General features: G+C 38.0%; 5 protein-coding genes. 3 read left to right on the forward strand and 2 right to left on the reverse strand.

Features of this window, described 5'->3' with window-relative positions:
* Positions 1–9: 9 nt before the first annotated feature.
* Both AABK36_RS22220 and AABK36_RS22225 read right to left on the reverse strand, forming a co-directional pair.
* Positions 10–723: a 4'-phosphopantetheinyl transferase family protein gene (locus tag AABK36_RS22220; RefSeq protein WP_338390334.1), complete on the reverse strand. Its 714-nt coding sequence runs from the start codon at positions 721–723 to the stop codon at positions 10–12.
* Between the two features lie 33 nt (positions 724–756).
* Positions 757–8,022 (reverse strand): SDR family NAD(P)-dependent oxidoreductase, encoded by a 7,266-nt coding sequence (locus AABK36_RS22225; RefSeq protein WP_309940894.1) that lies wholly within the window; start codon positions 8,020–8,022, stop codon positions 757–759.
* A 447-nt stretch (positions 8,023–8,469) separates the two neighbouring features.
* Between AABK36_RS22225 and AABK36_RS22230 the strand changes: the two genes are divergently transcribed.
* The 3 genes from AABK36_RS22230 to AABK36_RS22240 all read left to right on the forward strand — a co-directional run bounded on the left by AABK36_RS22230 (position 8,470) and on the right by AABK36_RS22240 (position 12,202).
* Positions 8,470–9,861 carry a GAF domain-containing protein gene (locus AABK36_RS22230; protein ID WP_309940892.1) on the forward strand — a complete coding sequence of 464 codons (1,392 nt, stop codon included), beginning with the start codon at positions 8,470–8,472 and terminating at the stop codon, positions 9,859–9,861.
* A gap of 161 nt (positions 9,862–10,022) precedes the next feature.
* Positions 10,023–11,099, forward strand: coding sequence for a carbohydrate-binding family 9-like protein (locus AABK36_RS22235; RefSeq protein ID WP_309940891.1), 1,077 nt, complete (start codon positions 10,023–10,025; stop codon positions 11,097–11,099).
* 41 nt (positions 11,100–11,140) lie between these two features.
* Positions 11,141–12,202, forward strand: coding sequence for a family 10 glycosylhydrolase (locus AABK36_RS22240; RefSeq protein WP_309940887.1), 1,062 nt, complete (start codon positions 11,141–11,143; stop codon positions 12,200–12,202).
* The last annotated feature ends 192 nt before the right edge of the window (positions 12,203–12,394 follow it).

Below are 12,394 nucleotides of genomic sequence, written 5' to 3' on the forward strand. Positions count from 1 at the left end.
TTAAATGGATTATTGAGATATATTGTTGTTAAATATGTTTAAATGATTAATGTTTGGCATGCATATGCACAGGCAGTAGTTTTGTTGCAAATGATGTGTAATTGCTTTAAAGGTTGTTGCATGAGGATATGTATACTGTCGATATCCTTTGTTTTTTGTTTCGAGTGTCACCGAGCTGATTGACAAACCTGTTTTAATAGTTTTAGCCAGAGCCTCTTTGGCGGTCCAAATTTCCAGTGCTTTTCGTGATGGAAAAGCATGTTTTTCAATAGAATATTTTTCTTGAGTTGACAGTTCATTTTTAATCAATTTGGGCAGGTCGTCTCTTTGTTGTTCAATGTCTATTCCCATTAGCAACTCTGAAGGGTAAAGCAGAATCGTAGCTATGTTTTTTGAATGAGAGATACTTATTTGATAATCATGATTAATTCCCTTAAGTAGAGGTTGGCCTAGGATCCCTTTTTCTATATGAAAGTCATCTATATTTGTTGTCAATCCAATTTTATGCGCTGCTTCTTTGGCAAGGATTCTAGAATTTATGTACGCATTTGACCGTTCTTTATCATAAGTGTTTTCATTTAACTCTTTTTTTTCAATGTCATGGAGGCTTTCGAAATTATTGTTTTCATCGCTGATGCCTAAAGCTATTTTATAGTTTCGATCATTCCATCGAAACTCTTCGATATATATGTTATTCATAAAAAAGAAAAATGCCTCCAACATGCATTGAAGACATTTATGATAAAAATTAAAAAATTAAGCAAGAGCTTCCATGCTGAATGTTTTGTTCAGTTCTTCTGTAAGCACCTGGATAACAAAATCTTTGTTTCTACTCAAGAACCAGTGATCTCCGTGTACGATTTCTTGACGGAATTCGGCATTCGTTTGCGCTTCCCACTTTGCCATCTCTAAAGCGAGAACTACCTCGTCTTCTTCTGCGGAGAATACAGTAATCGGACATGTTAAAGGTTCTTCTGCTTGATAAGGATAACTCATGATCAAAGGCATGTCGTTTCTCATAACTGGAAGAATTTGTCTCACAAAGTCTTCATCGTCTATATACGACATCAAATTGAACAACCTTTCTTCAGAGACAGAGCGAATAGCAGTTTGGCTAATAACATCCCTATTTTTCCATGTTCCCGTTAATTGAGGAGCAATAGTTCCCGAACAGAATAAGTGAACAGGGTGCTTGCCATGATGCTTTCTTAGATATCTGATAAGTTCAAAAGCTACAATACCTCCAAAACTATGTCCAAAGAATGCGAAAGGCCTGTCAAGCAACGGCAAGATCACCTCGGCCATGTCTGGAATTAGCTCTTGCATATCGCTGTAAGGTTTCTCTTCTCCCCTGTTTTCTCTTCCAGGCAATTGGAATGAATAGAAATCAGTGTTTTCAGGCGCCTCGAGCATAAACTGTCCAAACATAGATGCTCCCGCTCCAACCGGATGGAAAGTGAAGACTCTTAGTTCCGCAGCTTCGCTATTGTCATTTTTTACATGCAGCAACCAGTCATTGACCATCTCAACATCATCGGATAAATTATTAGCAGGATCTATTGAGGTCGATTCAGACTCTTCATCGCTTTCTTCATTCAGTGATTGAATTAGATCAGCAGACAGATCAACCAAGCTTGGACCTTTTGCTATTTTCATCAAAGGATAGTTTACCTCTACTTTTTGCAAAATCCAGTTTCTAAGCTGATTAAGCATCAATGAATCCAGTCCTAAATTTGAAATAGGTGTCGCTGGATCAATTTTTTCAGGCGATGTGCCCAAAACTTTCGCCAGAGCTTCTGTTAGCTTTTCGATTAAGATATCATTGCTTTTTTCCACATCGGAGAGCAGCTGATCTTTTAATGTCGCTGATGAACCTCCGTCCTTCTGAGCGTCGGAATTCATCAGATGCGCGAATCTGGCGTCATTGTTCAAATGTATGAAGAATTCTCTAAAGCGTTTCCAATCAATATTCGCAGCCATTCTTACCGATTTATTTTGTAGAATGATTTTAGCGATTTTTTCTTTGATTTGCTTAAGCGTTAAGATTACCCAGCCTTGGTTGGACAATACATTTAGAACGTTGCCTCCATCTCTTGACATACCTGCGTAGTTGCCAAGAACACCAATGTTCACCGAATTTCCTGCTAGACCTTTTTGTTGGCGATAGATAGCCAATTTGTCCAAGAAGTTGTTAGCCGCTGAATAGTTGGCTTGACCCGGCAATCCGAATACTGATGATATAGATGATAGCATCAAGAAGAAGTCAAGAGGCTGCCCTTCCGAGGCTTTGTGCAGGTTCCATGCGCCCAATACTTTTGGATTGAAAACTTGCTTGAATCGTTCTTCCGTAAGGTTTGCGATAGTTGAATCAGCCAATACCGCCGCGCTATGGATGATTCCTTTTACTTGAGGGAATCCTTCGTTTGGAAGATTTTGGAATAGATCTGCAATAGCTTGCTCATCTGTAATATCGACTTTTGGCAAGCTAATTTTAGCTCCAAGTTGCTCCATATTGGCTATTACCTCTTTGTCATAGTCAGACTTGGCTCCACTTCTACTGATCAATACTAGATTTCGAGCTCCTTCATCCACTAGCCATTTCGCCAATTCAAGACCAAAGCCACTCGCCCCTCCCGTTACTACGTAAGTGAATTCTGAGTCAAAATGGATTTGATTTGTAGGTAGCATTTCCACTTGATCATTCTCATTGCTGATCACCACCTTGCCAATATGCTGCACCTTTGTCAAGTATTGCAATGCTTCGCTAGCTTTGCTCATTGGAAATGACTTGATTGGATGTGGTTTTAGCTCTCCATTTGCAAACATCGATGCTATTTCAAGATATAGATCCTGTCCAAGCTGAGGTCTTTGCAACATGAGCCTGTCAAGGTCAACAGCATGAAATGAAATATTTTGGCCGAACTTTTTCAATGATAGCATCGCATCATCATAAATGTCAGCTTTTCCTATTTCAATGAATCTACCAAATGATCTTAGGCATCTCATACTTTGCGTCAAGTATTTGCCCGGCAAAGAATTAAGAACTATATCAACGCCTTCTCCATTTGTGTCCTTCATGATATTGTCATAGAAATGAAGGCTTCTTGAATCATAGACGAATTTCACGCCCATGTTTCTGACGAATTCTCTTTTTTCTTCACTACCTGCTGTGGCATATACTTCTGCTCCTACAAGTTGAGCTAATTGAATCGCAGCAATACCGACTCCGCCTGATGCCGCGTGTATAAGAACCCTGTCTCCCTTGCGCATTCTTCCAAGGTAGTTCAGAGAATAATGAGCGGTAAGGAAAACTACTGTTAAAGATGCCGCTTCTTTAAAACTGATGTTCTCCGGCTTTTTAACTACACAATGCTTTGATGTGGTTGTAAGGCCTGCCAAACCGTGAGCTGTCCAAGCGATAACTTCATCTCCTGATTTGAATTCAGTGACATTTTCACCAACAGTTTTAACAATACCAGAGCATTCCAGACCAAGGGTTTTTCCTGCGACACCGCCTTCAACCGCTTCATCTTCCAGCATGCTCATGCTATTCATGACATCTTTGAAGTTCAACCCGACAGCTTTCACTTCAATTTCCACATCATTGGCTTCTATGGTTTGCGGCTTAAATTCTCTCATTCTCATAGAGTCCAAGATTCCCTTGTCTTGGACTTCCGCTCTGTATGGATTTCCTGTTGATGATACATTCTTGGCACCCAATTCCATTTCAACGGTTTCACCGTTGACAGGATTAAGCCTTCTAAAGAATAGTTCGCCGTTTCTAATCGCGAATTCTTTTTCTTTTATTTTATTGTTTTTCCAGAATAATGTATCTGTCAATGCCAGCCAATCCTCTTCTTCTATGCTCTGAGGCATATCAACGATTTGAACAGGAACTTGAGGATATTCATTGATCATTACCCTACCAATACCGTAAAGACCTGCTAGTGGCAAGTTGATTTCTGTCTCTTCGCCGGTTACGATTTCATTACCAGTTGAAAGTATCCATGTTTTCGGCGTTATATTCTGCTCGGAGATGACTTTCAAAATTGAAATGACTTTCATGGACATCTTAGACTGTTGTGAGTCTAAATCAAGCGCAGCCATATTTTCATCAAAGCCAGCGTCTAGTGATGGCAGAATGATGATCTGATCAATTTTTTGCGCATTGATAATCTGTCCAAGCGCTTCTTTTATTGCTTCATCATTGCTGAAATCGACAAATTTTATATGTCTATCAATGGATTCCGCTGAATTGATATCGAGGATAGAGGACACTTTGGCCCCTTTGCTTGATAATTCATTGCGAAGCGAATCCGATTTAGATAGGTTGTCTCCAAAGATCAACACATGCTTGTTCTCTGAAGCTTCCATCTCTTCCAATCCTGAAGATTGAATCCACTCATATTCATAACAGCCTTTGTATGCATCGTATTTCGATTCTCCACGAGATCCTTGAATGTATTTACAATCTAGACCTTGTATTTCTGCAATTATTTGGCCTTCATCGTTAAAGATTATATAGTCGCCTTTCAAGTAGTCATTGCTGGCTTCTTTGACTTTAACATAACTCCATACCTTTTTTGTGCCCGGTTGATCGAACATTTTGAACCTATCGATATGGACAGGCAGGTAAATCCCTCGTTTTTCTTCCTCTGTACTTTGTTTAGCGGCGAATATAGTATGCAAGCAAGCGTCTAGAATCGCTGGATGTATTCCGTATTGCTCGATGCCATAATCCAAAGAATTATGCAAACTTACCTCACTCAATACTTCCCCATCAGCAGTCCAAAGTCCTGTGACAGCTTTGAAAGTATCGCCATAGTAAAGACCGCCTGACTTTAACTCCTTGTACATAGGAGTGATCGGTTTTCTGTACCTTACTCTCCCCTTGATATCGTTTAATTCTGCGTAATTGCGATTAAACTCGTCTCCGATGTAGTTAATCTTGCCATTGGAATGCTTGGTCCAAACGTTTTTATCCGCAGCATTTTTTTCTTGTGTTGTGATCCAGTATTTTCCTTCTTCAGAAGAAACTTCCAATCTGATATGCGGAATATCGCCTTCGTCTGGCAGAAATAGAGCGGATTCGAAATTTACATTTTCTAGAAATGCGAATTTTTCACCAAAAGAGGCTTCTGCGGCAGCTCTAGCTATTTCCAAGTGTCCCGTTCCAGGGAAAATGATTACGCCGTCTACTTTATGATCTTCAATAAATGGATGAACTTCCTTGTCAAGCTCAACTTCCCATGTCAAGTTGTTGGCATGAACACTTGATTTGATTTCTCTTTTGAGGTAAGGATGTTGCCTTCTTCCAATTCTTTGATCTTCGTGTTCTCGAGTTTCGAACCAATATGTTTGTTTTTGCCAAGCATATTTTGGAAGATCGATTGTCGTTTTAACATTTGGAAATATTTTTTCCAAGTCAAGGGTTACGCCAAGTTGGCTTAAGTGAGCTAAAGAGCGATTGAAAATGACAGCTTCGTCCTCTTTTCTTCTAATAGAAGGAAGCAAGACGCCTTTTTTGTCCATTTTATTAAGTAATTGCTCCGCGCCTGCCGCTAATACTGGATGAGGAGCGATTTCAATGAAGGTATTGAAACCATCTTTGATCATTTCCTCAAGAGCTTGTGAAAAATAGACAGCTTCCCTTACATTAGCATACCAATATTCGCTTATTAGATGTTTCCCATTTTCAAGTTTTCCAGTAACCGTAGAGTAAAGTGGAAGCGTTGCTTTAGCTGGAATTAGATCACTCAAAGAATCTATCAATTCATCTTTCAGCTCTTCCATATGATGGCTATGGAAAGGCACAGTGACTCTTAGGAATCTATGGAAAATATCCTGCTTGTCAAGTTTAGCTGCGATTTCCTCCAAAGGTTCTGTATCTCCAGAAAGGGTAATCATTTCAGGTCCATTGATAGCGCCAATTGAAACGCGGTCTTCATGACCTTTGATGGCTTCAAGGCAAAATTCTAGGTCCTTGCCGACAGCAAGCATTTTTCCTTTTCCGCTAGCTTTGTTTTGTCCACGGCTTCTGTGGTAGATAACTTGAACAGCTTGCTTCAAAGTCAATGAGCCAGATGCATAAGCTGCTGCGACTTCACCTATTGAGTGTCCGACAACCCCCTCCGGCATGATGCCATTTCTTTTCCATAGTTCTGTAAGAGCTATTTGGATCGCCATGATGGCAGGTTGCGCAATGCGAGTATCACTAATTTTTGAATCTTCTTCGCTTTTTAGCATTTCTTCCAATAGCGACCAATTAGCGATTTCGGAGAAATACGATTCAATTTTTAAAATGATATTCTTGAATTTCTCATCGTTTTCAATCAACTGTCTGCCCATGGCAAACCACTGAGGCCCTTGACCTGAGTATATGAAGCCAACTTTAGGTATAAAGTCACTCACTTCTTGTTGAGCAATGATTCCCGGTCTATTTTCACCTTCCAAGTAAGCATTTAAGGCGTCAATGAGTTCCGTTTTATTGCGCACAGAAGCTGCAAATTTATGGTTGAGGTTGGATCGGTGCTTGAGCGTAGACTTGCAAATTTCTTCAAGAGATAATTCACTGGATTCAATGAAATCAATATACTGAAGGATATTAGCATTCAGTGCTTGTGCTGTTTGGCCGCTAATAGAAAAGATTGAAACGTCTTTTATATTGTTTAAAGTATTTGAATCTTTTACTTCAGGAATGAATTCTTCCAATACCACGTGGGCATTTGTCCCCCCTGCGCCAAATGAGTTTACACCCACGAGCAGTTTTTTGTCTTGGTGAGGAAAATCCAGTAGCCTGTCAGCCACTTTTAGGTTATAGTCACTAAAAGGAATATTTGGATTTGGATTGTCAAAATGCAGGATTTGAGGGATTTGCTTGTTTTTAACACATAATGAGGCTTTGATTAAACCAGCTATACCTGCCGCAGCTTCCAAGTGGCCGATATTACTTTTTACGGAGCCTATTATAAGTGGATCATTTTTTGCTCTTTCCTTGCCAAACACCATTGAAAAAGCTTTAGTCTCTATTGGATCACCCACTGGTGTTCCTGTGCCATGAGCCTCTACATATTGGACATCCAAAGGAGAAACTCCAGCCGCTTCGCAAGCATCATTAAGCATAACGGCTTGACTATCTGGACTTGGCACTGTAAAGCCATCTTCTGTATATCCGTCGGAATTTACCGCAGACCCTTTGATTGTCGCATAAATGTTGTAGCCATTTTCAATAGCTTTGGAAAGAGGCATTAATAAAACAACTCCAGCCCCTTCGCTTCGAACATATCCATTTGCTTTAGATGAAAACGGTTTGCAATATCCATCAGGACATAGAAAGTTTCCTTTGGACATCATGATAGATGACTCAGGCCTTAGAATGAGGTTTACACCCCCCGCAAGCGCTTGTTCAGCTTCTCCATTCCAAATACTGTTGCAAGCTAAGTGAACTCCCACTAATGATGATGAGCAGGCAGTGTCAAGTGTTACGCTGGGCCCTTTTAAGTCGTAAACATAAGAAAGCCTATTGGCTATAGAGGTTAAGGAAACCCCCATAGGCACATGCGCGCTGATTTTATCTTTTTGTTCGCTGGAAGCTTGTATATCCCAATAATCATTCATGAATACGCCCATGAATACACTGGTTTTGCTTCCTTTCATATCCTCTAGTTTTGCTCCGGCATCTTCCATTGCTTCAAATGAGGCTTGCAAAAGCAATCTTTGCTGAGGGTCTATTCGGTCAGCTTCTTTTGGGTAAATACCATAGAACTCCGCATCAAATTCTTTGATATCATCAATGAAGCCGCCTTTGAAAGACTTGATTTTTCCTGCGCGATTGGGATCAGGATTGTAATATGATTTGATATCCCACCTATCACTTGGAACTTCTGAAATGCCGTTTTCTCCATTTTTTAAGGCATCCCAAAATTGACTAGGTCCATTAACATTTCCCGGAAATTTACAGCCAATTCCGACTAATGCTATAGGCTCTTTAGTTGTTAGGTTATTTTGTGTTGTTTTGTTCATAAAAAGTTAGAAAAAATTCTCTAAGAGCAAATAGTTTACTTATAGAGTTTAAAATTTGTAATAATATTCTTCCTCGTCAGGAATCACTTAATATTGTATTTGATTAGTTCAAAAATGTCGACAATATTTTAATATAAGCGCTTTTTATGTTTGTTGTTACAAATATATTTAATTGTCTCAATAAACAAATATTTTTGCAGGATAATTAATAATAAAAATTATTTACAATTGTATAGGTATTGATAATATGTATAAAATAAATAGAAAAATTACATAAATCTTACATTGAGTAAATTGTATAATAATCAGTTAATTTTGTTTTTTAGGTGTGAAATTTCATTTTATTGATTTTATTGTGATTTATTTTCTATAAAAAAGTTACATTTACAAAAATTATCCATTTGTATTGTACAATTATTATTGATGAATTGATTTTACTCTTTTTTTATGAACTTAGTTAATCGCATTTTAAACGCTGGTGTAAAAGATGATTTTGGCAAGGTCCAAATTAACAACTACCGACTAAGCAATGGAGCTGCATTTTTGATAGCAATTTTCTGTATCCCATTTGTGATCACTGGTTACCAAGCTTCGCCAATACTTTTCACCTACCCTAGTTTGACTTTATTGGCTTACTTGGGAGTAATATTCTTGAATAAAGGAAATGATAATTTAACTGCAAGGTTTGTGCTGTCTGTAGCTGGAGTGCTTGGAGGTTCTGTTTTTCATTTCAAGTTATTAGAAATGGGAAGACCTTTTACAATGTCCATTTTTATAGTAGTAATGTCTTTATTGGTGATGCCGTGGGTGTTTTTGAGTTTAAAGGAAAGAACTCAGCTCATATCCGCGAATATAATTTGTTTGTTGCCTGTCTTTATTCAACTTTCTCATATAGACACATTGTTCAAGTCTGATTTAAAGGGAGTGGATTTCTTTCAGACAGCGAATATGAATTATATTTCATTTGTAATTTCGATCTTTATTCTTTTGATAGCATCATTTTGTATAAGATGGATTAGTGAGACCGTTGGTGATGAAAATGCTGAATTATTGTCTGAAATGGAGAAAAAGAACAATGAATTAGCATCTAATTCTCAAAGTATGGAAACTTACATTGAGGAGTTGAAAATAAAACAAAAAGCTGACAAGAAAAGAGAATGGAAAGCTGAAGGAATAAATAAGGTCTCGAGAATATTGAAACCTGGAACTCTCTTGGACGATGTTAAAGATGAGTTACTGTCGACAATAATTAAGTTTTTAGGAGCTAATCAAGGAGCTATTTATCTGGTCAATAAAAGGGATGAAGGGCTTAGCATTGACCTTAGCGCTTGCTATGCTTATGACAGAAAAAAATATATGGGCATGTCCTTCGCTCCGGGAGAAGGGTTGATCGGCCAAATCTATCTTGAGAGAGACTTGATTTATATGACTGATGTGCCTGAGAATTTTGTGAAGATAACTTCTGGCCTTGGTGATTCCACTCCAAAAAGTTTAGTTCTTGCAACAATGCAACACAATGACGAGGTTAGAGCTATTATTGAATTGGCTTCATTTGAAGAGTATGATGAATTTGCCAAAGACTTTTTGAAAGAAGCTTCTCAGATGATAGGAAGCTATGTGGCAAATAGTCAAATAAATGAACAAACACGCAGGTTGCTTGAAGAAACACAAGATCAGTCGGAGCAGTTGAGACAGCAGGAAGAAGAGTTGAGACAGAATATGGAAGAGATGACAGCTACCCAAGAGGAAATGCAGAGAATAAAAGAAGAGAATGAGCAAAGAATTATAGATCTTGAAAATGAGATTAAGAATTATCAGTCAGCAGGCCAGGTTGTATAGAGGTTGATAATTTTATATGAATAATTAAAGAGGATGTTTGAAACATCCTCTTTTTTTTTGCACTATTTTTTGTGAGGTTTCGTTCTTAAAATGGATCAAATACAATGTTTCTTTTTTGTTCCGTAAATTTTGTTTCACGTGAATTTTCAAGTATAACTCTCATGAGAAAAGAATTTTTTTTAATGGCGTTTTTGCTACTGTTATCGAATCTGTATGCTAATGGGCAAATTACAAAGCTAAACGAAAAGCCCAAAACATATATTTGTTATAAGGCGGAAACAGCTCCTAATATTGATGGAAATATAACTGATCCCGCATGGGAGAATGCTCCTTGGACGGATGATTTTATAGATATTGAAGGTCCGGATATGCCTTTGCCTTATTTCAATACCCGTGTGAAAATGCTTTGGGATGAGAAATACTTCTACTTTGCAGCTGAGCTTGAAGAAAAACATATTTGGGCTAATATTGAGAAGCGTGATTCAATTATTTATTATGACAATGATTTTGAGATTTTTATTGATCCTGATGGCGACAACCTGAATTACTTTGAGTATGAAGTAAACGCTCTTAATACGGTTTGGGATTTGCTTATGGCTAAACCTTACAGAGCTGGCGGACCAGCCATCAATGGATGGAACATTGATGGATTGAAATCGGCAGTGAAGATTTATGGAACTTTGAACGAGCCTGCTGATGAGGATGAAAAGTGGACTGTTGAAGTAGCGATTCCTTGGAAGAGCATGTCTTTTAATGTCCTTGATGACAAGGTCCCTGTTGATGGAGATCAATGGAGAGTAAACTTCTCAAGAGTGCAATGGGATACTGAAATTGTCAATGGCGAATACAAAAAACTTAGAAATAACAATGGAGATCTATTACCTGAACGCAATTGGGTTTGGTCTCCTCAAGGTGTTGTGGCTATGCATAATCCAGAGACTTGGGGTTATGTGCAGTTCGCTGATAAGAGTTCACATGATAGTGATGTGAAGTTCATTGAAGATGAGGATTACTTCTTCAAACTGGACTTGGTTAGATTGTTTCATTTGCAACAAGCTTATAGAAAACAAAATGGCAGTTATGCGTCAGCTTTGAAATTGATCGATGACAATATTGACGAAACTGATTATGTGTTGGAATCCACTTCCAGTTATTTTCTAATATCGTCTAAAGGCCCATCCGGGAAATTATGGAAAATAGACTACACTTCAAGACTTTGGTCTGATGCTTCTAAATGATGAATTTTAATTTCACAGATAAATCCTTTATTATTTTCAATATGAAAAAGTTAATTTTATTTTTTTTGCTATCATGCTTAATTGTAGGCGTGCATGCGGTTTTAGGTAAAAGTATTCAAGAAAGCGAGAGTCCGAACTCTTGGATTTGGGTACATGCTAATGATAATCGATCTGAAAAAGAGTGGAGAGATGTGCTTACTAAAATATCAGACTCAGGTATAGAAGGTATTTTATTTGGAGGGTCGCCTGAGCAGGTGAGAAATATAGCTCCTTTGACAAAAGAATTTTCATTAAGTCTTCATGCATGGATGTGGGGTATGAATAGACCTGATTTGGCTGAAAAGCATCCGGAATGGTTGAGTGTTAATCAAAATGGAGAATCTATAGAGGATAAAAAAGCTTATGTTGATTATTATAAATTTATGTGTCCTGCTATTCCCGGTGTAAAAGATTTCTTGAAAGAACTGGTGGAAGATTATGCTTCGATAGAAGAACTTGATGGAATTCACCTTGACTATATTCGATATGTGGATGTCATTTTACCAACTACATTGCAACCAAAATATGATATCAATCAAGATAAGGCGTATCCAGAATGGGATTATGGCTATCACCCATACTTGGTTGAAAAATATAAAAGCGAATACGGAATAGATCCTTTAACTTTGGAAAATCCAGAGAATGATCAGCAGTGGTTGCAGTTTAGGTTTGATCAAGTGACAGAAGTTGTTGATGAGTTGACCACATTGGCGCATAATAGAGGAAAGTTGATTTCGTCCGCAGTCTTCCCCTCCCCTTCGATGTCAAGAGAAATGGTATATCAGGATTGGGGGAAATGGAAACTAGATTTTTATTTTCCTATGGTTTATCATAATTTCTATAATGCTGAACTTGATTGGGTTGGTGAGCAGCTTAAAGAAGGCGTAGAGACTGTCGATGGTGATGTCTTTGGGGGGATGTTTATTCCTGCGTTTTCTGAAAAAGGAGAGCTAAAGAAAGCTTTAGAAATTGCCGAGGAAAACGGAGCAAAAGGAATTTCGATTTTTGACTACAATAGTGTTAAAGACCACCAGTGGGAAGAGATAAAATCAGCTCTTAAATAAATTTTAAAAGGCTTGTGTTTCATAGATGCAAGTCTTTACCTGCCTTCTATATATTTCCATGAAACGATTGCTATAGCGCAAACAACAAATACAGCCATTGTGTGACTGGCGATTACATAAAATTCTTTTGTTTCCAGGACTTCGAGTAGTATCATATTACGGTTTTGTCATTTTTATCATTAACGCAAATTT

The sequence above is a fragment of the Aureibacter tunicatorum genome (assembly GCF_036492635.1).
Classification (GTDB): Bacteria; Bacteroidota; Bacteroidia; order Cytophagales; family Cyclobacteriaceae; genus Aureibacter; species Aureibacter tunicatorum.